19 protein-coding genes are annotated in these 22912 nt (G+C 52.9%); 7 read left to right on the plus strand and 12 right to left on the minus strand.

Features of this window, described 5'->3' with window-relative positions; genetic code table 11:
- The first annotated feature begins 11 nt into the window (after positions 1 to 11).
- Complete coding sequence (locus tag HRQ63_RS16570; protein ID WP_172245752.1) at positions 12 to 2402, plus strand: putative bifunctional diguanylate cyclase/phosphodiesterase; 2391 nt, start codon at positions 12 to 14, stop codon at positions 2400 to 2402.
- A gap of 182 nt (positions 2403 to 2584) precedes the next feature.
- Here HRQ63_RS16570 and HRQ63_RS16575 read toward each other — a convergent pair whose 3' ends face one another.
- Positions 2585 to 3343, minus strand: a complete 759-nt coding sequence (locus HRQ63_RS16575; RefSeq protein WP_172245754.1) for a DeoR/GlpR family DNA-binding transcription regulator — start codon at positions 3341 to 3343, stop codon at positions 2585 to 2587.
- 584 nt (positions 3344 to 3927) lie between these two features.
- Here HRQ63_RS16575 and HRQ63_RS16580 point away from each other — a divergent pair.
- The gene (locus tag HRQ63_RS16580; protein WP_172245756.1) at positions 3928 to 5037 is read left to right on the plus strand and encodes a matrixin family metalloprotease; all 1110 of its coding nucleotides are present in this window, start codon (positions 3928 to 3930) and stop codon (positions 5035 to 5037) included.
- A 24-nt stretch (positions 5038 to 5061) separates the two neighbouring features.
- On the plus strand, positions 5062 to 5484 hold the full coding sequence (locus HRQ63_RS16585; RefSeq protein ID WP_172245758.1) for a YhfM domain-containing protein: 423 nt from the start codon (positions 5062 to 5064) through the stop codon (positions 5482 to 5484).
- Between the two features lie 242 nt (positions 5485 to 5726).
- On the opposite strand, the gene HRQ63_RS16590 is transcribed toward HRQ63_RS16585, so the two are convergent.
- The 5 genes from HRQ63_RS16590 to arfA all read right to left on the minus strand — a co-directional run bounded on the left by HRQ63_RS16590 (position 5727) and on the right by arfA (position 13450).
- Complete coding sequence (locus HRQ63_RS16590) at positions 5727 to 6656, minus strand: manganese-dependent inorganic pyrophosphatase (protein WP_172245760.1); 930 nt, start codon at positions 6654 to 6656, stop codon at positions 5727 to 5729.
- A 107-nt stretch (positions 6657 to 6763) separates the two neighbouring features.
- Positions 6764 to 8515, minus strand: a complete 1752-nt coding sequence (locus tag HRQ63_RS16595) for a glycoside hydrolase family 13 protein (protein ID WP_172245762.1) — start codon at positions 8513 to 8515, stop codon at positions 6764 to 6766.
- A 252-nt stretch (positions 8516 to 8767) separates the two neighbouring features.
- A complete protein-coding gene (locus tag HRQ63_RS16600; protein ID WP_172245764.1) occupies positions 8768 to 10066 on the minus strand; it encodes a glycoside hydrolase family 27 protein in 1299 nt (432 codons plus the stop codon).
- 151 nt (positions 10067 to 10217) lie between these two features.
- Positions 10218 to 11705, minus strand: coding sequence for an alpha-N-arabinofuranosidase (locus HRQ63_RS16605; protein ID WP_172245766.1), 1488 nt, complete (start codon positions 11703 to 11705; stop codon positions 10218 to 10220).
- A 221-nt stretch (positions 11706 to 11926) separates the two neighbouring features.
- A complete protein-coding gene (arfA, locus tag HRQ63_RS16610) occupies positions 11927 to 13450 on the minus strand; it encodes an arabinosylfuranosidase ArfA (RefSeq protein ID WP_172245768.1) in 1524 nt (507 codons plus the stop codon).
- A gap of 429 nt (positions 13451 to 13879) precedes the next feature.
- On the opposite strand from arfA, the gene HRQ63_RS16615 reads away from it, so the two are divergent.
- On the plus strand, positions 13880 to 14257 hold the full coding sequence (locus tag HRQ63_RS16615; RefSeq protein ID WP_172245770.1) for a hypothetical protein: 378 nt from the start codon (positions 13880 to 13882) through the stop codon (positions 14255 to 14257).
- 51 nt (positions 14258 to 14308) lie between these two features.
- On the opposite strand, the gene HRQ63_RS16620 is transcribed toward HRQ63_RS16615, so the two are convergent.
- Both HRQ63_RS16620 and HRQ63_RS16625 read right to left on the minus strand, forming a co-directional pair.
- On the minus strand, positions 14309 to 15997 hold the full coding sequence (locus tag HRQ63_RS16620) for a glycoside hydrolase family 13 protein (protein ID WP_172245772.1): 1689 nt from the start codon (positions 15995 to 15997) through the stop codon (positions 14309 to 14311).
- A 111-nt stretch (positions 15998 to 16108) separates the two neighbouring features.
- The gene (locus tag HRQ63_RS16625; RefSeq protein ID WP_172245774.1) at positions 16109 to 16894 is read right to left on the minus strand and encodes a glucose-1-dehydrogenase; all 786 of its coding nucleotides are present in this window, start codon (positions 16892 to 16894) and stop codon (positions 16109 to 16111) included.
- 226 nt (positions 16895 to 17120) lie between these two features.
- Here HRQ63_RS16625 and HRQ63_RS16630 point away from each other — a divergent pair, with 226 nt between their 5' ends.
- Complete coding sequence (locus HRQ63_RS16630; protein WP_172245776.1) at positions 17121 to 17612, plus strand: hypothetical protein; 492 nt, start codon at positions 17121 to 17123, stop codon at positions 17610 to 17612.
- Positions 17613 to 17708: 96 nt separating this feature from the next.
- On the opposite strand, the gene HRQ63_RS26290 is transcribed toward HRQ63_RS16630, so the two are convergent.
- Positions 17709 to 18272, minus strand: a complete 564-nt coding sequence (locus HRQ63_RS26290) for a TetR/AcrR family transcriptional regulator (protein WP_172245778.1) — start codon at positions 18270 to 18272, stop codon at positions 17709 to 17711.
- A gap of 150 nt (positions 18273 to 18422) precedes the next feature.
- Between HRQ63_RS26290 and HRQ63_RS16640 the strand changes: the two genes are divergently transcribed.
- Positions 18423 to 19049, plus strand: coding sequence for a GNAT family N-acetyltransferase (locus tag HRQ63_RS16640; RefSeq protein ID WP_172245780.1), 627 nt, complete (start codon positions 18423 to 18425; stop codon positions 19047 to 19049).
- A gap of 403 nt (positions 19050 to 19452) precedes the next feature.
- On the opposite strand, the gene HRQ63_RS16645 is transcribed toward HRQ63_RS16640, so the two are convergent.
- Together HRQ63_RS16645 and HRQ63_RS16650 are read right to left on the minus strand one after the other, a co-directional pair.
- Positions 19453 to 19935: an SRPBCC family protein gene (locus tag HRQ63_RS16645; RefSeq protein ID WP_172245782.1), complete on the minus strand. Its 483-nt coding sequence runs from the start codon at positions 19933 to 19935 to the stop codon at positions 19453 to 19455.
- A 497-nt stretch (positions 19936 to 20432) separates the two neighbouring features.
- Positions 20433 to 21656: a GTP-binding protein gene (locus tag HRQ63_RS16650; RefSeq protein WP_172245784.1), complete on the minus strand. Its 1224-nt coding sequence runs from the start codon at positions 21654 to 21656 to the stop codon at positions 20433 to 20435.
- A gap of 178 nt (positions 21657 to 21834) precedes the next feature.
- Here HRQ63_RS16650 and HRQ63_RS16655 point away from each other — a divergent pair, with 178 nt between their 5' ends.
- Positions 21835 to 22356: a ClbS/DfsB family four-helix bundle protein gene (locus HRQ63_RS16655; RefSeq protein ID WP_172245786.1), complete on the plus strand. Its 522-nt coding sequence runs from the start codon at positions 21835 to 21837 to the stop codon at positions 22354 to 22356.
- 65 nt (positions 22357 to 22421) lie between these two features.
- Here the strand turns inward: HRQ63_RS16655 and HRQ63_RS16660 are convergent, their stop codons facing one another.
- Complete coding sequence (locus tag HRQ63_RS16660) at positions 22422 to 22844, minus strand: hypothetical protein (RefSeq protein ID WP_172245788.1); 423 nt, start codon at positions 22842 to 22844, stop codon at positions 22422 to 22424.
- Between the last annotated feature and the right edge of the window lie 68 nt (positions 22845 to 22912).

A 22912-nucleotide genomic window follows, 5' to 3' on the forward strand; every position in this document is an offset into this window, starting at 1 on the left:
GTTGAATACTAATGATCCAATACCTGCAATTGATCGAGTTCAATCCGTATTACGCCATCGCCGGTTTTTTATGTTCGTTGGCCGGCTGTCTCATGGTCGTCAAGCTGGCTTCCGGCAGTTTCGAATCGCTGCGCGAAATTTTGGGCGTTCGCCGTATCCCGTACACTCTTCTTACCGCGCTTATGTTCGCCGGAACGCAATATTTCGGAATTATTTGCGTACTGCCGGGCGGACCGCTAAACATGGGCTTGGAAAACTTCATTTTCCTTCCGCTTGCGGGCCTTGTCGTATGCGTGCTGGCTTTAAGGCTGGCCGGAAGCGGTCTTCAAGGCGCGTTTCAATTCCTGATGACGGCCGGTCTATTGAGCGTTCTCATCATGTCCCTTTATTACATCAACGTTTTTCTCATGTTCGGACATGTCGATTGGCGCATCGAACCTTTGATGACGGCTTCGATCGGCCTATTTTCGGTCTTGTTCCCTTTGGTGCGCCTGCTGACCTTCGTCATTCGAAGAGAAGGCACGCTTTTTCAACGCTTTCCTCCGGTAGGCATGCTGCTGGCTTCCGCAGCCATCGCCATCATTTCTCCGGTGCTGACCATGTCCGCCGCGCCCAGCGTTACCTACCCGCTGATCATCCAAGGAGCGGACGTCATGCTGCCTTACCTTTTATTGATCAGCGTGGCGGCCTGCCTGATGGTGCTCACCGACCGTTACCGCGAATGGGACGCGCAGAAGCAGCATGATACGATCCGGGAAAAAGAACAGCACTACATGTCGCTGTTCGCCCATACGCCGGACGCCGTGATCGCGCTGGATCGGGAAGGCAAAGTATACGACATGAACGAGCAGGCTTACGAGGTAGTGGGCAAACTCGGCATCATGCCGCCGTTCGCGGAAATTCCCCAGATCGTCGCGACCGGTCAACAAAACAAAATCGAGGCGCACTACGCTAAAGTCATCGGCGGCGAAGCCGAAGAAATCGAAATCGACCTTAGGACGAAAAACGGCGAAACGATGCATTTCATTCTGACCTCCCTGCCGATTCTGATCGAAGGACGCTTTGACGGTGCGTACAGCATCGCCAAAGACGTGACGGAAAGCAAAAGAAATCAAGAAAAAATCCGTCATCTGGCTTATCACGACGAGTTGACGGGACTTTTCAACCGCAAATACATGCTTGAATACGTCGGCGGCCTGACATCGGACATTTCGGCTTCTCCGTTCCACCTGTTTTTTATCGATTTCGACCGCTTCAAAAAAATCAACGATTTGTTCGGCTTCGATTTCGGAAACAAAGTTATTCGCCGCGCGGCCGCCAAACTGGAAAACGTTCTGCCGGAAGGCACGCTGCTGGCGCGTTCGACGGCAGACGAATTTATTGCGCTGCTTCCGTCCGGCTTCGATCCGGTCTATGCGGCGCAGCAGGTCAGCGATGAATTCTCGCTGCCTTTCCGCGTCGGCCAGCAAACCGTGGCGCTGACGGCAAGCATGGGCATCGCCCGTTTCCCGGAAGACGGCGCGGACGAAGAAACGCTGTTCAAGCATGCCGATCTGGCCCGCTTCGACGCCCAAAACCGCGGCGGTTCGCGCTTTGCCTTTTTCGACCGCAATCGGGCGATCGAAAACCATGAGCGCCTTATTCTCGAACGCGATCTTCAAGCCGCGATCGAACATGGCGAACTCGTATTGTTTTATCAGCCGAAAGTGGATATGCGCACGGAAGAACTTGTCGGCATGGAAGCGCTGGTCCGCTGGAACCATCCGAGGCTCGGCATGGTCCCTCCGCTTAAATTCATCTCGATCGCGGAGGAAACGGGACTGATCGTTCCACTGGAGCGCTGGGTGCTGCGAACCGCGTGCCTTCAGGTGCAGCAGTGGGCGCGGGAAGGACGGCCTTCCGTGCCGGTCGCCGTCAACCTGTCGCAGATCCATCTCATGCAGACGGATATCGTCGAAAGCGTGCTGGCTACATTGGAAGACTTGAAATTCGATAATTCTTTGTTGGAACTCGAAGTGACGGAAAGCGCCATGATGCATAACGAAGCGCAGGTGATCGAAGTGCTGGGGCGGTTCAAACAGGCCGGGATCTCGGTCAGCCTGGACGACTTCGGCACCGGATACAGTTCGCTGAGCTATCTGCATCTGCTTCCGATCGACTGCCTCAAAATCGACCGCTCGTTCATCAAAGGCATCACGACGAACGAAAACAGCCGGGCAATCGTCGAAATGATCCTTACGATGTCCCGTCAATTGGGACTTCACATCATCGCCGAAGGGATCGAGCACAAAGAACAGGTCGAGCTGCTGCGCGATCTGCAATGCTTTACCGCTCAGGGCTTTTATTACAGCAAGCCCGTGCCCGCGGGCGAAGTGTTCGCCTGCCGCAAGCTCAGTTCCTGAGCACGGCTTTCGCCGAAGGGAACAGACGGACAATTGCGACTTCGAACTTCGAATAACCCCGGCTGCATCAAAAGGCCGCCCGGCGTCTTGCGACGACCCGGGCGGCCTTTTTGCCGGAAGCATGCCGAAGTTTCGTTACCGATCCGTAGCGGCGCTCCCCGTTCTTTTTTACGACGCGATCCTTAGCAAATCACTTCGACGCCGAGCTTTTCCAACCGCTCCATCCATTCGTCCGAAGGCTGGCGGTCGGTGACCAGATAATCGACGGAGCCGAGATCGAACAGCTTCACGAACGCGACTTTGTCGAACTTGGTGTGATCGGCCAGCAGGACGGTTTTGCGCGCCTGCGCCAGCATGCGCTTTTTCAGCTCGCTTTCCGGTTCGTTCGAATCGGTGGCGCCGTAGTCGGTCGACAGTCCTTTGCAGCTGAACAGCGCGGTGTCGACGACATACTTGGACACCGTTTCGTTGGCGACGGCGCCCACGAGCGAGTTCGAGTGCGGACGCAGCGTTCCCCCGGTCGAAATGACGGTATGGCCCAGCTTGGCGTATTCGGAAAAGATGATGCTGGAGTTGGTGATGACGGTCAGGTTCTTTTTGGCCGTTCCGAGTTCCTTCAGCGCTTCGAACACCGTCGAGCTGGGGTCGGCCATCAACGTATCGCCGTCGGAAACGAGGCGCGCCAGCTTGCGGGCGATATCGTTCTTTTCCGGCAGGTTGGTCGTATGGCGGGTCTGGTAGGATAGATCTTCGTTGGTATGCACGTTCAAAACGGCTCCGCCGTAAGTGCGCGTCACGATGCCTTCCTTCTCCAGCTTCTCGAGATCGCGGCGGATCGTCTCCTCCGTCACTTCGAATAACGAGCTTAAAGCGGCAACGAAGACCTTTTGGTCCCGGCGTAAAAATTCGATAATTTTCTCTCTGCGCTCAAATCCCAGCACAAGCATCCCTCGATTCGTTCGTTCATCGGCCGCAGCCGTCGTTGGCGGGTCAAGCGAGGCGGATAAGACCCATTGCTTATACGCGCTGCTCTTTTCTGCGTTTTGGCCGTGTTTTTGTTTGGGTTTTCTTGTTTTTAGTATAGAGGATGTAACGGGGAGGGGAAAGTCCTATGCGGGGGATTCTTGGCCTGGAGGCGGCGGGACACGTCAAGGGAAGCGGATGCAGTGTCGTTAGAATCATGCACTCTTTATGGGTACGCTTTCACGTAAGAGCCAAAAAAAGAAAAAAGTGTACCTTATGCGGTTTAAAAGCATCCCTCGCACATAGAACCAAATTCTTATATATATTTAGGTACTAATGTACTATATCTAATCGTAACAAGTTTCATTTGGGAATAATTCTCGAACTAATCATTTCATTATCACTAGGAAAATATTATCTAAAATATATTTTTAATTTATTCGACAATTTATCGCTTTTTTACAGATAAATATAATATTTTTGACCGATATTATCTGTATAGAAATTAATTTACCATTAAAATGTATTTAATCTTGAAACATCATAAAGGAGGAATACAGGAATGAAGAAAAAAGTAGTTTCATTGGCGATTGCAATGATGATTTCAGCCCCCTTACTTGTGACTTTACCTGCTTCAGCTCATCACGGCCTTCAGAATGATTATTGGCATGTATATTGGGGAACAAATATAAGGAACAATATTGAATATGTTGTTAATAAAAGCAACACTTCTGGAGGGGCCTATAATGCCGCGTATTCAATCGCTGATTGGAATGGCATACAAAGCAAAGTAAAAATTGTACCTCGTCCGTCTAATTCTAAGTATGCCAATCCTTTTTTAAATATCGTGATTGATTCAAAAGCTTATGATAGCTGGGGCAAGGCAACTACTAATCCTGTATATAGTTCTTCAACTGATACTACTTTAATTTGGGCAACTGCAACAATAAATTCTAGAACTATTGAACAAGCAATTAAAGAAGGAACAAGCCCTCAGGTTCGGCAAAAGGTGATTACCCATGAAATCGGACATACGCTAGGACTCGCTCATCCTTCAGATTCTAGTCGGAAATCTATCATGAAACAAGGATGGCACGATTATAACAATGTACAACCGAGTGACGTAACTTGGATTAATTTTAGATATGGAAGTAATTCACTCTTATCTTCAAACATAGAAACTGAATCCAATTCTATTGCTGGAGATCATGAACAAGATTTTGAAAGCTATGTAGACTGGGTACAATACGAGAGTCTTGAAGAAATGATCGACAGCAGTGATTTGATTATCAAGGCTACAGAAAATTCTAAAACTCCTGCCAATAGAATTGCAGGTGAAGAGCCTTCTACTGTTTATGAAGCAAAAGCGTCTAAAATTTATAAAGGCAATATTGAGGCTGATGAAGAAATAAGGATTGGAATAATGGGTGGGCAACTTCAAAATGGAACCAACTATTCTATATTAAATTCTGAACAAATCGATCCTACAAAACCTCAGTTTTTATTTTTAAAAAAGGTGAATCCTGAAGACTATTCTTATGAAGTTCCTTATGATTATTATTTAGTGGGCGGTCCGGCAGGCATTGTAAATGATTCAGAAGAAAATATAAATTTAAACTTTGAAAAAAACGCTGTTATCCCTAAGATTGAGTTCGAAGAGCAACTGAAATAAATGAATCGTGGGAGTTATAAAAATATGAGAATACAAAAAACTACAAGAATTATAATCACAGCAGTGATTTTCACTGTGACTATCGGAATCCTGTTTTGGGGAATTCAAGCTAATAACCATAGACTTTTTAATGTAGAAGAAGTGGAACTTATTTATTTTTCCAAATATGAAAATCCGTCTACAAAGACAACCTTAACAGACCCTAATGAAATAAAAATCATGCTAAAAAAATTAAATGATGTTAAAAAAGCAAGCTTTAATAATGAGAATTCAGATATACGTAACCCTACTTATGAAGGAGAAATTCAATATAAAAACAAATCAAATGTAATATTCTCAATTTGGTTAGATGATTCAGGCGAAGCGCTAATTCGGCAAAAAAGTGAATTCTACTACTTGCAAACAGACAAACAGTCCTTAAAAGAAATGATAGAAAAAAATATGTAATCACGAGACAATCCCGATTTCTTCCGAAAAATCGACGGATAAAGCTGGTCCGTTGCATGAAAATTATATCCTTCGACCGTGCCCTGTTCTTATAGGCACGGCTTTCTTATTTCTCTTCAAAAAACCCCCGTTCCATTCGGAACGGAGGCCGGCTAGCCCTTAACCTCACGGTCAAGGTACTAGCACCATATTGAGCACTTTTGAAGAGATTCCCAAATTGTCGAAACGCTTCAAACCGACTCTTAAGCTTCGAAAGCTTTCGTCAGAACCGGAACAATTTGCGATTTGCGGGAAACAACGCCTTTGAGCAGGGCCGTGTTGTTTTCCAATGTTACGCCGTAAGCACGCTCGACCGCGTCCGTCTTGCTGCCGATCGCCAGCGCGACGGAGTCGTTGTTGAGAATGTCGGTGATCGCAAGCACGAACAGGTCCAGGCCTTTGTCGACGATCTTGCCTTTCAACGCTTCTTCGAGTTCGGCTTGCTGCTCCAGAACTTCGTTCACGTCCACAGCGTTGATTTGCGCGATTTCGACTTTGCTGCCGCCCATCGTGAATTCTTTCGCGTCGATGGAGATCAGGTCCAGGGCCGTTTTGCCGCTCAGGTCCGCTCCGGCTTTCAGCATGTCGAGACCGTAAACGTCGAGGTCGACGCCCGCGATCGCCGCTAGTTCTTTGGCCGCCGCCACGTCTTGCTCGGTGCAGGTCGGCGATTTGAACAGCAGGGAGTCGGATACGATAGCCGACGCCATCAGGCCCGCGATTTCTTTGCGAATTTCGATTCCGTTCTCTTTGTAGAGCTTGTTCAGGATGGTTGCCGTGCAACCTACAGGCTCGGCGCGGTAATACAGCGGGTGAGCCGTTTCGAAGTTCGCGATCCGGTGGTGGTCGATAACTTCAAGCACGTGCGCGTCCGCAATATCGACGGCGCTTTGTTGGCTTTCGTTGTGATCGACCAAAATAACGCCTTCCGACTGATCCGCTACCGTCTCGACGAGACGAGGCGCTTCGACGCCGAAATGCTTCAGCGCGTATGCCGTTTCGCCGTTCACTTCGCCCAGACGAACCGCTTCCGCGTCCACGCCGAGCTGCTTTTTCAATTCCGCGTACGCGATCGCCGACGCGATCGTGTCCGTGTCCGGATTCTTATGACCGAAAACCAATACCTTTGCCATGGTTTAACGCCTCCTATGAGCTTATCTCCTGAATTCCGATGCTAATTATATCATTAATTTCGAAACGGTAAAATGTTTATATCCGCGACAACGCGAAATTTCATGCTTTATTTGCCCGGAGCAGGCTTCAAACCGCCGAAAACGACCGCTTCGTACGGACGCAGCTTGCGGGGTACGACGTCGACCTTCGCGTTAGTATCGTCGTTTTGCCCCCTATGCTCCCCGTCTTCGCCGTCCGATTCGTAGTTGCCGAGCAAACGATACGCGGACTCGGTACACACGCCGATGTCCTCGGGCAGCTCGAACTCCGCATCTTTTTCCGAAAAGTTCAGCAGGACCAGACCTTGGCTTTTATGGTTTCTGCGAATGTAAGCAAAGACCTGCTCATGCTCTTCCAGAATCAGAACATACTCGCCGTGCACGACCACTTCGGCATGCTCGCGTCGGATTTCGACCAGTTTACGGTAGTAATTGAGGATGGAGCCCGGATCGGTTTCCTGCGCTTTGACGTTGATCGACGCATGGTTCGGGTTGACCGGCATCCACGAATCTCCGGTCGTGAAGCCCGCATTCTCGCCGTCGTCCCACTGCATCGGCGTGCGCGCATGATCCCTCGTGCCCGCCAGCACCCGTTTTTCCACCTCTTCGGGATTTTCTCCCAACTCCTCCGTGCGCGTCCGGTAATAATGCAGCGCCATCTGGTCATCGAGCTGATCGATCGATTCGAACGGATAATCGGTCATGCCGATCTCCTCGCCTTGATAAATGAACGGCGTGCCCCACAGCGTATGCACCAGCGTCGCCAGCATTTTCGCCGATTCCGCATGGTACTGTTTATCGTTGCCGAAATGCGACACCATGCGCGGATGATCATGATTGCTCGCGAACAGTCCGAACCAGCCGATATTCAGCAGCTCTTTTTCCCAACGAGTCACGATTTCTTTCAGTTCGGTCAGCTTCCAATCGCGGCTCTTGAACGCATCGTTCGGATCGTTTCCGATGCTGGGCGATTCCATCATGAAGATCATGTCCAGCTCGCGGCGGTCGGGATGCGTGTAACGGGCCACGTCGTCCATCGAGACCATCGAAGCTTCGCCCACCGTGATGATGCCTTCTTTATGGGAAAACGCTTTTTCGTTCAGTTCGCGCAGATATTCGTGGACATTCGGGCCGTTTTTGAAATGCTTGTAGCCGCTGCCTTCCATTTTGCTTTCGTTCGTGTCGGGCAGTTCGCTGTCTTTGGAGATGACGTTGATCGCATCGAGCCGGAAGCCGTTGACGCCTTTATCGATCCAATAGCGAACCATCTTCTGAATTTCCTCGCGGACCTTCGGATTGTCCCAGTTGAGGTCGGGCTGTTTTTTGTTGTAAAGATGCAAATAATATTCGCCGGTCGCATCGTCGTACGTCCATGCGCTGCCGCCGAGGTACGACGTCCAATTGTTCGGCGGTTCGCCGTCTTTTTCGCCTTTGCGCCAAATATAATAGTCCCGGTAGGGATTGTCTTTGGAGCTGCGGGAACGCTTGAACCAGCGGTGCTCGTCGGACGTATGATTCAGCACGAGGTCCATCCAGAGGTCCATGCCGCGCGCGTGCGTCTGTCGCAGCAGCTCTTCCCAATCTTCCATCGTGCCCATCATGGGATCGATCTCGCGTTGGTTCGACACGTCATAGCCCTGATCGACGCGCGGGGATTCGTAAACGGGACTAAGCCAGATCGTATCGACGCCGATCGATCGAATATAATCCAGGCGGGAAGTAATTCCTTGAATATCGCCGTTCCCGTCTTCGTTCGAATCCTGGAAGCTGCGGGGGAAGATTTGATAGACGACTTTTTCTTTCCACGATTCGTGCTGCATTAACAGTTGCCCCTTCCCGTATCGGTAATTGAAGTGCGAGGTCGCTTGAGTTATTTACCCGCAAAAAGCATATTCGACTGTCGGATCGGAAAAGCTTGGGGCCTGAATGGACCGGATGGCGAAAAAGCAGACTTGCACCCTATCAAGTCCGCTTATCCCGAGCGGACTTTTTTGCGTTAAAAGAAAAGGAACCTTCGTCGCGCATTCGAAGGTTCCTTGAATTTCGGAAAAGGCTCGATTCCGCTTTGTCGGCTATTCCGCCGTCACCGCGAACAGGCGGCTGCCGTGCGGCGGGAGTTCCGCGCGCAGCACCCCTTCGGGCGCGGCTGCGTCCTGCCGCGCCCATAGATCGCGGACGCGCGCATCCGGCGCGGACTCGATCTCGCTCAGGGCCAGGGAGATCTCGGCAGGCTCGTCGCCGAGATTGAACACGCCCACGTTCAAGCCGCCCTCCGGCCGGCTTGAAGTCCAGATCCGGATGCTGTCCGGATCTCCGGAGCGCCGCGGCAGCGGGCGCGGGTCGGAGCCGTCACGCGAGACGGCCAGTACTTCGTCGTTGGTGAGCAGCGACAAGGTCCACTCGTCGTTGCTGCGCAGTTCGCCGCCGAACATGAGCGGCGAGCGGAACAGGCTCCACAGGGTCATCATCGTGACCTGCTCGTCGCGGGTAAAGCGCGTCATGCGGTCTTCGTCGCCGCCGTCGACGCTGCGAATGCCGATCCGGCCGAGCGGCAGCATGTCGCAGTCCGGGAAATGTCCCGGCCCCACATGCGGCGCCCAAGCTTCGCAGCGCTCGAACATGCCGCGCAGCAGGAACCAATGATCCCAATAATCGTCGGTCATGCGCCACAGGTTGGCGTTGGCGATCAGATGCTCGGCTTTGTCCACGTGAGCAGGGCCCGGCGATAAACTCAGTACCATGTCGCGGCCGCTGTTTTCGATCGCGCGGCGGATCAGCTCGACCTCGCCCTCATGGTAGCCGTACAGCCTCGAATCGGCGATATCGTCGACTTTTACGTAATCGACGCCCCAGTCCGCATACAGCGCGAACAAGGAATCATAGTATGCCTGCGCGCCTTCTTTAGACGGATCGACGCCGTACATGTCCGTGTTCCACGGACAGATCGAATTCGCGTGCGCGATCTGCCGTGCAGTCGCGTCCGTACCGAGAAGCTTCGTATCCGCGTGAACGGCCTGACGCGGAATGCCTCGCATGATATGAATCCCGAACTTTAGGCCCAGCCCGTGCACGTAAGCCGCCAGTTCGCGGAACCCGCCTCCGTCGGCCGCGGAAGGGAAACGGTTGGCAGCCGGGATCAAACGCGAATATTCATCCATCTCCAGCGGCACGAACGGCCGATAACGGGACGAATACGCGCCCGGTTCATACCATTGGATATCGACGACGACGTATTCCCAGCCGTGCTTTTTCAAATGTTCCGCCATATAATCCGCATTGCCGCGAACTTCTTCTTCCGTCACGCTCGCGCCGTAGCAATCCCAGCTGTTCCAGCCGAGCGGCGGCGTCTGCGCGTATCCGTGATGCTTCATGTTTTTTGCTCCTCTCTTCGTCTCCCTATTGGATGTCCGCCGGACAGGCGCAAAGAATCCCAAGCTCCGTACGCCTCCGTGCGGATACGGCGAAACGGACGACGGTTCGTCCGTCGCCCGTTTTATCCGCTTTGGTCGCGCGGTGTCGGTACTAGCCTTTGATCGTCAACACCGTCACCGACATCGGAGGCAGCGTCACGTCGAGCGCTCCGTTTTCGCCGCGCGCGAAACCGTCGAATGTTTGCGGCGCGATCGTTTCCGGCTGTTCGAACGTGTTATGCGCCTGCATGCCGCCGGACGTCAGCACGCGTCCGCTCACTTGGCCTTCCGCTCCGATGCCGCGCAGATCCAGCTTGACGCTCGCGCTTTCCGTCGTGCTGATATTGCACAAGCTGATATGCACGTCGCCGTCTTTTCTCGATGCGGATACGCTCACCTGCGGCAGCGTCTCCCCGTTCAACTCGTAGTCGGGACTGTCCACGGCCATTTGCAGCACGTCCGCGTCCTGATGCACTTTGAACATTTCGAATACGTGGTACGTCGGCGTCAGCAGCATCTTGTCGCCTTCGGTCAAAATCATCGCCTGCAGCACGTTGACCATCTGCGCGATGTTCGTCATTTTCACCCGTTCGTGATGCTTATGGAAAATATGCAAATGCAGCCCGGCGACCAGCGCGTCGCGCAGCGAGTTCTGCTGGTACAGGAAGCCAGGGTTCGTGCCCGGCTCGCTCAAGAACCACGTGCCCCATTCGTCGACGATCAGCGCCACGCGTTTCTCCGGATCGTATTTGTCCATGATCGTCGTATGGCGCGTGATCAGCTCGTCCATATGCAGCGACTTCTTCATCACTTCGAACCAGCCGGCTTCGTCGAAGCCGAGCGCCGGTTTCTTTTCTTCCCAGCTGCCTTCCATCGTGTAATAGTGCAGGCTGAGTCCGTCCATATGGCGTCCCGCTTCGCGCATCAGCACTTCGGTCCAATGGTAATCGTCGACGTTCGGTCCGCCCGCGATCTTGAACAGCTTGTTGTCGCCGTAGTTGCGGGAATACGTCTGGTAACGGCGATACTCGTCGGCGTAATACTCCGCGCGCATATTGCCGCCGCAGCCCCAGTTCTCGTTGCCGACGCCGAAGTATTTCAGTTTCCAAGGCTTCTCGCGGCCGTTCTCCTGACGCCATTTCGCCATCGGGGATTCGCCGTCGAACGTCATGTATTCCACCCATTCGGACATCTCCTGCACCGATCCGCTGCCCACGTTGCCGCAGATGTAAGGCTCGGTCTCCAGCAGCTCGCACAGACGGAAAAATTCATGCGTGCCGAAATGGTTGTTCTCCACCACGCCGCCCCAGTGCGTATTGACCATGCGCGCGCGGCCTTCGCGAGGACCGACGCCGTCTTTCCAATGATACTCGTCCGCGAAACAGCCGCCCGGCCAGCGCAGTACCGGAATGCTCAAGTTTTTCAGCGCTTGCAGCACGTCTTTGCGGATCCCGTCAATGTTAGGCGTCTCCGAATCTTCGCCGACCCACATGCCTTCGTAAATGCAGCGTCCCAGATGCTCCGCGAACTGCCCGTAAATATTGCGGTCGATCTTGCCCAATGCGACATCGGCGTTTACGACTACGGATGCTTTTGTCATCTAACTTCCTCCTCGGGATGTATGTAAACTATCATTTCGGATTGTACGTACAATCGTGACTTTCGGTATTCGGTGCTGACTCCTCGCTCGCTGCGAATGTGCTCGAAACGTCAACATTCGCCCCCATCCTCCAAACAAGCCAACAGGAACGTCCCGGCAGCGCTTCGCGACTTCCGAAGCGATTGCCGAATCGTTCCTTGTTTGGTTTTCGGGAAACGAGATCAGCCGCGTTTGCGCAAACGGATCACGTTCCACGATGCTTTCGCCAGACGGCCCGTTACCACGCCGTCTTTCAGCTCGGAAGCGCCTTTGTTATGCGGAGCGACCTTCTCGCTGTCGGCCGTGTTCACGGCTTTGAGGTCGTCGTTTTCGAGCACGATATGTTCTTCGATCGCATATCCTTCGAAGCTGCGCACGTCGCAAGTCAGATCCAGCGCTTCGGTCAGGTGGCGGTTCAGCGCGAAGATCGTCAGCGTGTCTTCTTCTTCGTTGTGCACGACGGCCGTATCCAGGTAAGGGACGTCGGTGTAGTCCTTCGCGTCATACTTCGGCGAATCGACGACCGGCTTGAGCGACACGCCGCGTCCATAGACGGAAGCGTGCAGGTATGGATAGTAAATGGTTTGTTTCCAGGCGCGTCCGCCGTCTTCGGTCATGATCGGCGCGATGACGTTGACGAGTTGGGCCAGGCAGGCCGACTTCACGCGGTCCGCACGGCGAAGAAAGGTCATCAGCATGCTGCCGACGAGCAAAGCGTCTTCGAAGTTGTATACGTCTTCAAGCTGCGGCGGCGCAACGCTCCACGGATTGCGGTCGATTTTCGCGTCCGCTTCGTTGGAGTGGTACCATACGTTCCATTCGTCGAAGCTGAGCTTCATCGTTTTTTTGCTGCGCTTTTTGGCCTTAATGAAGTCCGTGGTCGAGATGACCGTATGGATAAAGTGGTCCATGTCCATGCCGCGTGCCAGGTAGTTGGCCGAGTCGTTGTCGCGGTTGCCGTAGTATTGGTGCAAGGAAATGAAGTCGGCTACCTCGTACGTGTGATCCAGCGTTTCCGCTTCCCACGACGGGAAGGTCGGCATGCCGGTGCTGGAGCTGCCGCACGATACAAGTTCGATCGACGGATCGATCAGGCGCATCGCTTTGCCCGTTTCCAGCGCGAGACGTCCGTATTCTTCAGCCGTCTTGTGCCCGATCTGCCAAGGTCCGTCCATTTCGTTGCCCAGACACCACATTTTGATCTTATGCGGTTCCGCGAAGCCGTGCTGCTTGCGCAGATCGCTATAGCGGCTTCCGCCCGGATGGTTGCAATATTCGACCAGGTTGCGCGCCGCGTCGATGCCGCGCGTGCCCAGATTGACCGCCATCATGACGTCCGTGCCGGCATCTTTTGCCCAGCGCATGAATTCGTTCGTCCCTACATAGTTCGGCTCCAGCGTTCTCCACGCCAGTTCCAGACGCTTCGGACGGTCTTCGACCGGACCTACGCCGTCTTCCCAATCGTAGCCCGAGACGAAGTTGCCGCCCGGATAACGCACGATCGGCACGCGCAGGTCGCGGATCAACTGCTTCACGTCATTGCGGAATCCGTGCTCGTCCGCCGTCGGGTGGCCCGGATCGTAGATTCCTCCGTACACGGCCCGGCCGAGATGCTCGATAAACGATCCGTAGATCCGCTCATCGATCTCCGAAATACGAAACGACTTGTCGACGATCATTCTGGCTTTCAGGTTAGATGCTGTCATGCTGCTCATTCATCCTTTCCATCTGCAAAATAATGAAGGCTCGCTTCCGGTGAAACGCTTACAAGTAATGCTTTGTCAACTCTTAATCAGAGAACTAGCCTTACTGTATTGTTGACAAAGCACTATCGTCGAACCGTAAATCCGGGCGATCGATTGTCAGCTCGGGTATCGGTTGTACGGACGGAAGAACCTTTACGCACCCACTTTATCACGCATGTCCGTACAAGTCAATTCTTATATGAATTATTAATATTTATGTTAACGACATTAGATCTATTATTCGTTTTTTTATTAAAAACCTAACTTCATCCGACTTGCGTGCGTCTTGTCAATAACCGATCTTGAATAAGGTTGACGCAAAGCGACGATCCGACAACGGGCGGGAGTACGCAGCGGATACTTGACTAAAAGAAGGAGGAGAAAATTCCTTTGAGCACCAGATCGCAAAGCCTTTATTTCGGCAGCATCGTCTGGACATACCCGGTCCTGGCCTTTTTCATTCTGAGCGGCGCTCCCTTTTTTCGAACATGGACGATCCCTTTAATCTTCGCTTTGTCCTTCTGTTTATTATGGAAAAACGCGAAGCATTGCGCTTATTCCAATCTGTTGTTGTGGGTCCTGACCGCGCCGGCCTGGTGGCTCTACGAACATATCCATGCTCCGCCGTCGGCTGTTCATTTATTGGCTTCATGGCCTTTTATCGCGTTGATGCACGTGTTTCTCGTATTCGTTCCGCAGTTGTTGATCGTACGGGTCCGAAATTATGCGCATGGCGCTTGGTCGGGTCGGCGAACGTTCAAATCCTGAACAACGCAAAAAGCCGGATCGCTTTGACGCCGCGATCCGGCCTTTTCAATTTTACCCCAACCGATAAATCGCCGCCTCGTAAGGCCGCAGTTCGAAGTCGCTTCCCTGCGTCACGCCCGGTTCGTAGTTGCCGAACAGGAACTCGCGCGGACGCTCGCACAGCCGGTCCGGGCACTTGAACGTCGGCGTCTCCGCGAAGAAGTTCAGCACGATCAATAGCGTCTCGTCTTCGAATGTGCGCGTATAGGCGAAAATATGCGGGTCCAGCGGAAGCAGCAGGCGATACTCGCCGTACAGCAGCGTCTGGCTCACTTTGCGCAGCTCGATCAGCTTTTTATAGTAATGAAAAATCGAATCCGGGTCGGCGACCGCCGCTTCGGCGTTGATCTCTTCATATCCCGGCGCCAGCTTGATCCACGGATGACCGGTCGTGAAGCCCGCATGGGACGAAGCATCCCATTGCATCGGCGTACGGCCCGCGTCGCGGGTATTGCGCTTTGCCAGGCGGAGCGCTTCTGCCTCGTCGATGCCGTTCTCGCTCGCATGGTCGAGGAAATTCAGCGTTTCCTCGTCGCGGAAATCGTCCGCCGTCTCGAAGCCGCCGCCGATCATGCCCAGTTCCTCGCCTTGGTAGATGGCCGGCGTGCCTTCGAGCGTCATCAGCAGCGTTGCCAGCATTTTGGCCGACAGTTCGCGGTATTCGCCCGTATGGCCGAACCGGGCAACGGAACGCGGTTGGTCATGGTCGGCTAAATTGTTGGCGTTCCAGCCGTGGCCGTGCAGCACCGTCTGCCAATGGCTGATCGACTGCTTCACGTCGAGCAGCGTCCATGTTTTGTCCGTCCAACGACCGATGCCTTGCGAAGAGTGCGACAGCAGCATATGGTCGGAGTTCAGCACCATGTTCGCTTTGCCCGGCTCGTCGCTGATCGAATCGAGCGTCTGCGACGGATCGAGCCCGGCCGCTTCGCCGATCGCCACGATATCGTACTCTTCGCCGATCTCTTCATATAAACGTTTGACGATGCCGTTCACCTTGTCCAAACTGGAAAACATCTGATACGCACGTTCGACCGGCATATGCTGCGCGTTGCCCGTATCCTCGTCGTCGTGCCCTTCCGTTTTCACGATATGGGCGATGGAGTTGAAATGGAACCCGTCGACCCCTTTGTCCGCCCAAAACTTGACGATCTGATACGCTTCCTCGCGCACCTTCTCGTTGTCCCAATTGAGGTTCGGTTGGCGATGGCTGTACAGATGCATATAATATTCTTCCGTATCGGCATCGAATTCCCAGACGGAACCGCCGAAATAAGAGCCCCAATTGTTCGGGAAACCGGAGCCTCGCCCTTCGCGCCAGATATAATAGTTTCGTTTGTCGTTTTTCTTGGATGAGCGCGATTCCTGAAACCACGGATGTTCGTTGGAGGTATGGTTGAACGGCATCTCCAGCATGATCTTCATGCTCCGGCTATGCGCTTCCTCCAGTAGACGGTCGAAGTCTTCCATCTTGCCGAACTTGTCCATGATCTTCCGGTAGTCGCGAATGTCGTAACCGCCTTCATGATCGGGCGAATCGTAGACGGGCGTCAGCCACAGCACGTCCACGCCAAGATCCTGCAAATAGTCCAACTTGGAAACAATCCCTGCCAAATCCCCGACACCGTCGCCGTTTGCATCCATGAAGCTTTTCGGATAGATCTCATAAACGACGCTTTCTTTCCACCATTTCGGATTCATGAGTCTTCCTCCTTCCGATTCGCGAACCAAAAGAAGCGGAAAGGTCTCCCCTCTAACGAGACAACTTTCCGCTTCCCCTCATTTACGTCGAATACATCAAGCGACCGACCGTTACCCTTTTCCGCCTTGGAAAGAAGGATATTTGGTCATGCCTCCGTCGGCAAACAGCGTGATACCCGTCACGTAGCTGGATTCCGACGACGCGAGCCAGGCGGCCACCGCGGCGATCTCCTCGGGCTCTCCCACGTAACCCATCGGGATCATGCTTTCCACCTGTTTTTTCTGCTCGGGATCTTCGAATTTCTCTTTGTTGATCGGCGTGTTAATGGCACCGGGCCCGATCGAATTCACCCGAATGCCGTGCGGCGCGTACTCCAGCGCAAGCGTCTCGGTCATCATCTTGACCCCGCCCTTGCTCGCCGCGTAGTGCACGAAGTGAGGCCATGGAATGATCTCGTGGACGCTGGACATGTTGATGACCGTGCCCTTGACGCCGTGTTCGAGCATGTAGGCGATCGCCTCGCGGCTGCCCAGGAAATACCCCGTCAAATTCAGTTCGATGACCTTGTTCCAGTCGTCGAGCGACAGCTTGTGCGATTCGACTTCGTTTTCCTTGCCGGCATTATTGATCATGATATCGAGGCTGCCGAACTTGTCGTGCGCGGCTTGGATCAGCGCCTTCACGCCGTCCTCTTCCGAGGTGCTGGCCTGAACGGTAATGGCTTGTCCGCCCGCCTGTTCGATTTCCTTCACCATGTCTTCGATGCCTTCGCTGTTGCTATGGTAGTTGATCACGACATTGGCTTTTTCGCGGCCGAGCCGCAGAGCGATCGATTTGCCGAGGCCCGATGCGGCACCGGTCACGATCACCGTCTTTCCTTCCAGATCCGGATACATAACCATCCCTCCTTCTTCTTATTTGTACACGTTTGGGCTGTCGCAGAAACTCTATTTTTGCTATCGCTTTTTTTTAAAAAATCCCCCGAAGTTAAGCTTGGGTTAAGATTCGAGGGTTATAGTACAGATAGAAAGAGGCAACAAACCACCAAACGCGCAAACAGAAGGCCGACCTCCATATAGCAAAAAACGACAGGTATCCAAAATAAGAAAGCGAGGAATTTATATGAAAGCCATGAGAAAAAACAGTACGAAAAGCACGCAGCCCCGAACCTTGAGCGCGGCGTCCGAACTTCCGGCGAGAAAAAGCATCAATCTGAAACGGATCTGGATCATCGGTACGCTTGCGCTCGGCATCACTTTGGGAAGCGGATTGGCCGGAGGAAAGGTCGAAGCCGAAGCGGTCTACCGCGAGACGCCTCCTGCGTCCAGCGACGACGCAGCGAACAAACCGAACGCCTTCCTGTATGCCCTCGGCGCGCAAAACGAGCAAGCGGTTTACGACCTGATGTACGAAGGTCTGTCGCTGCGCGAAATCGCTGTTCTCGGCGGAGGCAGCGAAGACGAACTGGCCGCCCTGCAAGTCCGCGAGCTGGAACAACAGTTGGAGCAACGGCTGGCCGACGGCCAAATCACCAAGGAAGCTTACATAGCGTACAAGGCCGAACTGCCCGAGATCATCTCGGCGAGCCTGTCGTCGAGTATGAAAAGCTTGTAATCCTGACGTATACGCCAACCACATAGACCGCTTCAAACGCGCGACGAAGACTCCTTTTTCTTTTTGGAAAAGGGAGTCTTTTTATAATCCTCTTCTTTATTCTTCCTCCAACTTGAGCAGCAGCTGTTCGATCCGCAGGGACATCCCCGTCGGCTCCTCCTCCATTCCGCGCTCGATCCAATCCTGTATCACGCCGAACACGCCTGACACGATAAACAAGCTTTCCGTCTCTTCGAATACGGTCGGCGGATGGCTCAAGGCCCTTTCGGTCAATATTTCTTGCAGCACTTTGGTTTTGAAAAAGTCTTTGAAGGTATTCGGCGTGAGCAGCGTGTTTTGGGGATCGGCCAGCATGCGGAACAACGTTCGGTTTTCGTAGACGTAGTCGGTGAGCTTTCGGATAAAATGAACGACGCCTCGGCGATCTTGAATCGGAAACGACTCGTCGTACAACTGATCCATTCGTTCGAACATCTCTTTCTCGATTTCTTCGTACAACGCGTAAATATCCTGGTAATGCAAATAAAACGTCCCTCTGCCGATATTCGCAAGCTCCGTGATTTCGAGAATCGTGATTTTGGAGATGGTTTTGGTATCCAGCAGGGTTAAAAAGGCTTGTTTGATCGCTGCCCGGGTTCGGACGGCGCGACGATCTCCCACGACGGTTCCCCCTCATTTTATGTACAATCCGGACAACCTTGTTCATTAATGGACAAAGTCGGCGAATCCGCTATATTTTATTTCGTTTCCGCTTCCTACAATAAAGAAAACGCACAGACAAAGAAAATCTGCACACCAAAGGAGAAAACCATGCAAACTTACCGTTTGGCCGAAAAACGCGAAATGCGCGAGGTCGCCACGTTGTTTACGGAGTCTTTTATGGATTATCCGATGTTCAAGCTCATTTTGAGCAAAGGCGAAGCGTACCGAGACGAGTTGTTCAAGCTCAATTATATCAATACGAAGTCGTATGTTCAGCAGGACTCCTGCTTTGTCGGGATATTGGACGGGAAGATCGTATCGGCGGTACTGCTGAAAAAAAGCGGAGATCCGGGGCCGGGATTCATGCAGTATCTGCTTAACGGCGGATTGGCGCTGGCGGCGCGGGTAGGCGTCAAACGGATCGCGCGTATTTTGAGCACGTTGGAGAAGATGAAAGAGGCCTGCAGCCGGTACGGAAAAGAAACATGGTACGTGGATTCGTTTGCGGTGGCGAAAGGATATCAAGGGAAAAGCTTGGGGAGCGCGCTGTTCCATTCGTTCATTTTCCCGCATGTTCGCAAGCAAGGAGGCGGAATGGTCACTCTGGTGACGCATACGGAGTTGAATAAGAAGTTTTATTGCAAAAACGGGTTTGAGGTGTTTAGCGAATTCGGGATCGGGCCGGAGGGCGGGCGGATTCCGAACTATAGTTTTCGGCAGGAGATTGGAGGATGATGGGGGGAAGCTTGGGCGCTGCGGGGGAAATTCGTTCAAGGCGCTGTCTCACCCGGAAAATTTGATTAAAGTTTTAAGTGGAATTTTCCGGGTTCAAAGGCGTCTTTCACTGAATTCCCCCCTTCGCTATAGCTTCTTAAAAGGGTAGGGCAGGGAGAAAAACAATTATTAAAGTCATGATTTTGAGGATAAGTGCAAATATACAGTTATTTTCTTCGAATTTCACTTTTTTAGAGGAATAGATGCGAATATCCATTTAATTTCTCGGTCTTAGGCTCTTTCAAGCATTTTTGCTTCAAATAACTGTAGATTTGCATGTATTCAAAGATTGCAGAGCGAATCGTTCGAAACAAGTGTATGTAAGCACTTATTTCAAAAGGTTCGCCGCTGTATCGAGTGCCGATCACGCCTCGGCAGGCTCAGGGGAGATCAGACGGATACCTAAGCGGGTGGTCAGTCCATCGATGCAGTCGGCCATGACGCGGTTATGGTTCCAGACGAAAGCCGGGCGGAAGAACGGGGCCCAAAGGTTCATCCAGCGTTTTTTCGTTCGTACCTCCCAAGTGTAGCGGACGCGGGTGCAGGCACCGATCTGTTCGAACTCCAAACGTCCGCTGCCTTCGAGATGGCCGTCGGCGCGAAGTTCGATCAAGCAGGGCTTGCGCTTTTCGACGATTTTCGCGGTAAAAGACAGCTTGTACAGCATGCGGGTACGGATAACAGTCCGGTATTCGTCTCCGATGCCGTCGCCGCTGCTTCCCGCTTTCACTTTGCAGATCGAACAGCCGCGCCACCAATCGGCACGCTCGGGTTCTTCGATCAGTTTCCACAATTCTTCCGCGCTCGTCTCCAGCATCCAGTCGCTGACGAATCGGTATCCGTTCATAAGGCTTCGCTCCCTTGCCGATTGATCTTCTTCCTTTCATTAACACCGGGCAAGGAAATTGAACAGCGGGTCAGTAGAAAAACGAGGAATGTCTTTTGGCGAAAATTGATTTCGTCTATGGACATTGCATACGAAGGTTTTTTCGCATACCTACATCCATGATCGATCCGAAACTTGCTTCCCGAACGCCGGGATTCCTGAGCGGTTCGAAGATCGTGTTCCGGAGGCATGGATTTTCTGTCCGCGACTTTTAACGGATCGTGGCGACGCTTAGCGGTTGATATCGGCCTCTCGAGAAATGTAACGGATCGAGCGGACGCTTAGCTATCAAAAACCGGATTTTCGAAGCTGAAAACAGCTCTTTTTCCGGCTAAGCGTCATCTGGTTCCGTTAAAATAAACAACCGCCTAAAAAGACATCGCTAACGGACATACGATCCGTTACGATCCTTTTTAAGCGGTTGTCAAAAAATCAGCGGCCACCTCTATCTGCTGTAATTACGCCGTCACCGGCTTGAACGGATTCGGCAGCTTGCTCCAATCCTGCTTCATCTCCTCGGCGGTCAACAGCGTTGCATCCAGCGACCGCTCGATCTCTTCGCGATCCATGCCGATCCCGATGAACACCAACTTCGTCACGCGGTCGCCCCATTTGTCGTCCCAGTCCGGCGAGTTTTCCAGCGATTCGCCTTCGCCGAAGTAGAACGCGCGCTCCTCCGGCGTCAGCGCCGACACCCAAAGTCCCGCGCTGGTGAATTCTTTCGAGCTGCCCGCTTGGCTGAACGAATACGCTTTGCGGTTGTCGAACGCCATCCAGACGATGCCTTTGGAACGCACGACGGCTTCCGGCCAGCGTCCCATCCAGCGGCCGAAGCGTTCGGGATGGAACGGAATCTTTCTTTTATACACGAATGAATTGATCCCGTATTCTTCCGTCTCGGGCGTATGTTCCTCTTTCGACAGCTCCAGAATCCACCCCGCCGAAGCGCTGGCCTGATCGAAATCAAAGCGGCCCGTGTTCAGGATCTCTTTCGGATCGATCTTCCCTTTTACCGAACGAATAAACTTCGCCGTCGGCTGAAGGCTGCGCAGCACCTCTTCCAGACGGTCCAGCTCTTCCGGCTCCACCAGATCGCATTTGTTCAAGATCAGCACGTCGCAGAATTCCACCTGTTCGACCAACAAATCGACAATGCTGCGTTCGTCTTCGTCGGCGACTTCCTGTCCGCGATCCCGCAGCTTTTCCCGCGACTGATAATCTTTCCAGAATTCCGCCGCGTTCACTACCGTCACCATCGTATCGAGCTTGGTCAGCTGCGTCAGGTCGATGCCGTTTTCTTCATCCACGTAGCTGAAGGTCTGGGCTACCGGAACCGGCTCGCCGATCCCTGTCGATTCGATCAGAATATAGTCGTAACGTCCGTCCTGCGCCAGACGCTCCACTTCCACCAGCAAATCTTCGCGCAGCGTGCAGCAGATGCAGCCGTTGGACATCTCCACCAGCTTCTCGTCAATCCGCGACAGTCCGCCGCCTTCCTGTACCAGATCCACGTCGATGTTCACTTCGCTCATATCGTTCACGATCACGGCCACCCGCAGCCCTTCCCGGTTGTTGAGCACATGATTGAGCAGCGTCGTTTTGCCCGATCCCAGGTAACCGCTCAGAACGGTAACCGGAATTCGGCGATCGCTCCCTGTTTGCTTGGTATCAAAAAGACTCATAAGACTTCTCGCTTCCTTTCGGAATGGATTTAATCGTAATTATTACGATTTAACTCGTTGTATCTTAATCCTTTTCGATAGGTATTGTCAACGCGTGCCGATTTTCGTTCGCGAAACGGACACCATGCTGTCTGAGTTGCCGGACTATAATGGAGGTTGAGGAAAAAGGAGGGATTTCATGCCAAGTTACGATTACGCATCCAAACACGAGTTGAAAGCCGCGATTCACGCCGCTTACCTCAAGCTGGATGCCGAGTATGAAGGTGTCAGCGACGCGGATCGGGATGTACGTTTTCCCGATGTCGATCGGACGCCTGCGGAAATTTTAGCGTATCAACTGGGTTGGCTGGCGTTGGTGCGGGGTTGGGATCAGGAAGAATTGGCCGGCGGCACACCGCAAATGCCCGCTCCGGGCTACAAATGGAACCAACTCGGCGGAATGTACGCGGACTTTTACCGGCAGCATAAAGGCTACTCGCTGACCGAGCTTCGAGCGATGTTCGCCCAAGCGGAATCGGAATGGCTGGAGTGGATCGAGAATTTGAGCGAAGACGAACTGTTCGTTCAAGGACAGCGCCGCTGGACCGGGGACAAACCGAACTGGCCGATGGCGCGTTGGATACATATCAATTCGGCTGCGCCGTTCGGGACTTTTCGAGCGAAAATACGGAAGTGGAAAAGGGCGAAGGCGGGAGATTGAGGGATGAGGGGAAGAGAGTTGGATGTTGCATTTTTTACGGGAAGTTGGAGAGAATAGCAGGAGCTTCACATCCTCCAACCATACCCGATCCACGCACGCGTATTCGGATTAAAATACAGACTTTTGTTCTCGTTGCCGAACCGCGGATTCAAATCCGGGTAGGTTACGCGCACCGCATACCCGCCGTTCGTCCAGCACAACCAGCGGTGAAAAGTCTGCCAACCTCCAATAGAAGCGACGCTGTTTGGTCCAACCCTCTCCACCTGAACCTCAAGCAGCCCCGGATACCCGTCCAGTGCTTTACGCTCTTCGACTTCCATATGCCGATAAGACGCCTGGATAAAAGCATCTTCCGCAATAAACATCGTGCTCCATATCCAATAGCCGATCACCAAAATCACTATGGACAAAGCCGTCACAAGGCGCGCTTTTCCCCGTCCTCGGTTCTGTTTGGTTTCGCTCGCTTCTTTTCTCGCGGTCAACTTCATACTCTTTTCCTCCTGGTCGGTGCTTGAGCAATTGAGATCACTCCTACACCCGATTCGCCAAGAAAAAG

Source organism: Saccharibacillus endophyticus (assembly GCF_013185185.1).
GTDB lineage: Bacteria > Bacillota > Bacilli > Paenibacillales > Paenibacillaceae > Saccharibacillus > Saccharibacillus endophyticus.

Excerpts from the sequence above, each read along its gene's own strand:
- HRQ63_RS16580 (WP_172245756.1), top strand. The coding sequence starts at position 3,928 with ATGAAGAAAAAAGTAGTTTCATTGGCGATTGCAATGATGATTTCAGCC.
- HRQ63_RS16650 (WP_172245784.1), bottom strand. The coding sequence starts at position 21,656 with ATGAGTCTTTTTGATACCAAGCAAACAGGGAGCGATCGCCGAATTCCG.
- HRQ63_RS16630 (WP_172245776.1), top strand. The coding sequence starts at position 17,121 with ATGAAAGCCATGAGAAAAAACAGTACGAAAAGCACGCAGCCCCGAACC.
- HRQ63_RS16600 (WP_172245764.1), bottom strand. The coding sequence starts at position 10,066 with ATGAAGCATCACGGATACGCGCAGACGCCGCCGCTCGGCTGGAACAGC.
- HRQ63_RS16655 (WP_172245786.1), top strand. The coding sequence starts at position 21,835 with ATGCCAAGTTACGATTACGCATCCAAACACGAGTTGAAAGCCGCGATT.
- arfA (WP_172245768.1), bottom strand. The coding sequence starts at position 13,450 with ATGACAGCATCTAACCTGAAAGCCAGAATGATCGTCGACAAGTCGTTT.
- HRQ63_RS16645 (WP_172245782.1), bottom strand. The coding sequence starts at position 19,935 with ATGAACGGATACCGATTCGTCAGCGACTGGATGCTGGAGACGAGCGCG.
- HRQ63_RS16620 (WP_172245772.1), bottom strand. The coding sequence starts at position 15,997 with ATGAATCCGAAATGGTGGAAAGAAAGCGTCGTTTATGAGATCTATCCG.
- HRQ63_RS16590 (WP_172245760.1), bottom strand. The coding sequence starts at position 6,656 with ATGGCAAAGGTATTGGTTTTCGGTCATAAGAATCCGGACACGGACACG.
- HRQ63_RS16640 (WP_172245780.1), top strand. The coding sequence starts at position 18,423 with ATGCAAACTTACCGTTTGGCCGAAAAACGCGAAATGCGCGAGGTCGCC.
- HRQ63_RS16595 (WP_172245762.1), bottom strand. The coding sequence starts at position 8,515 with ATGCAGCACGAATCGTGGAAAGAAAAAGTCGTCTATCAAATCTTCCCC.
- HRQ63_RS16605 (WP_172245766.1), bottom strand. The coding sequence starts at position 11,705 with ATGACAAAAGCATCCGTAGTCGTAAACGCCGATGTCGCATTGGGCAAG.
- HRQ63_RS16570 (WP_172245752.1), top strand. The coding sequence starts at position 12 with ATGATCCAATACCTGCAATTGATCGAGTTCAATCCGTATTACGCCATC.
- HRQ63_RS16625 (WP_172245774.1), bottom strand. The coding sequence starts at position 16,894 with ATGTATCCGGATCTGGAAGGAAAGACGGTGATCGTGACCGGTGCCGCA.
- HRQ63_RS16660 (WP_172245788.1), bottom strand. The coding sequence starts at position 22,844 with ATGAAGTTGACCGCGAGAAAAGAAGCGAGCGAAACCAAACAGAACCGA.
- HRQ63_RS16585 (WP_172245758.1), top strand. The coding sequence starts at position 5,062 with ATGAGAATACAAAAAACTACAAGAATTATAATCACAGCAGTGATTTTC.